At 41.5% G+C, this 532-nt stretch carries 1 protein-coding gene; it reads left to right on the top strand.

The features are described from left to right. Nucleotides 1–86: 86 nt before the first annotated feature. Nucleotides 87–428: a transposase gene (locus RG959_RS23825; protein ID WP_342799274.1), complete on the top strand. Its 342-nt coding sequence runs from the start codon at nt 87–89 to the stop codon at nt 426–428. Nucleotides 429–532: the final 104 nt, after the last annotated feature.

The raw sequence follows: 532 nt of genomic DNA, 5'->3' as shown, positions 1-532 counted from the left end.
TGATATTATCCCCTTTAAGTAGACAGTGTAAAAAGCCCACGTGTTAACATGTGGGTGTATATACTTCTTCTTGGAGGGGATTTTTCATGGCTAAGAAAGAACAAACCTTTCAGCGTTATACAGAAGAATTTAAGAAAAAAGCGGTTCAGCGCTATGAAAAGGGAGAAGAAAGCTATCGGGCTATAGCGGCTGATCTTGGCCTTCGGTCTTCTACTCAATTAAAGCAGTGGGTGAAAAAGGACAAAAAAGGAGAGGCCTTTGATCTGCGTGGAAAGGGAACAGATTCAAAGGAAAACAATTCACTTAAAGACTGTCAAAGAACCCATTTTCAGTCGATTGAGGAAGAACGGGACTATCTGAAAGCACAGGTAGCCTATTTAAAAAAGCAGTATCCCAATCTACACAAGGAGGACAGATCCCCAAAGTAGCCCGTTTTGGAATCATCCATGAATTGAGAAAGAAGCATTCTCCTAGGAGTTTAATCGAAATCGCTGGGGTACCCCGTTCGGGATATTACAAATGGAACCATACA

The sequence above is a fragment of the Domibacillus sp. 8LH genome (assembly GCF_038806185.1).
In the GTDB taxonomy this organism is placed as follows: Bacteria; Bacillota; Bacilli; order Bacillales; family Domibacillaceae; genus Domibacillus; species Domibacillus indicus_A.
Note: the sequence above shows the minus strand (reverse complement) of the source record. Positions and strands in the feature narration are given on the sequence as shown.

Bases quoted from the DNA above. Each gene is read 5' to 3' on its own strand.
- RG959_RS23825 (WP_342799274.1), top strand. From the start codon at position 87: ATGGCTAAGAAAGAACAAACCTTTCAGCGTTATACAGAAGAATTTAAG.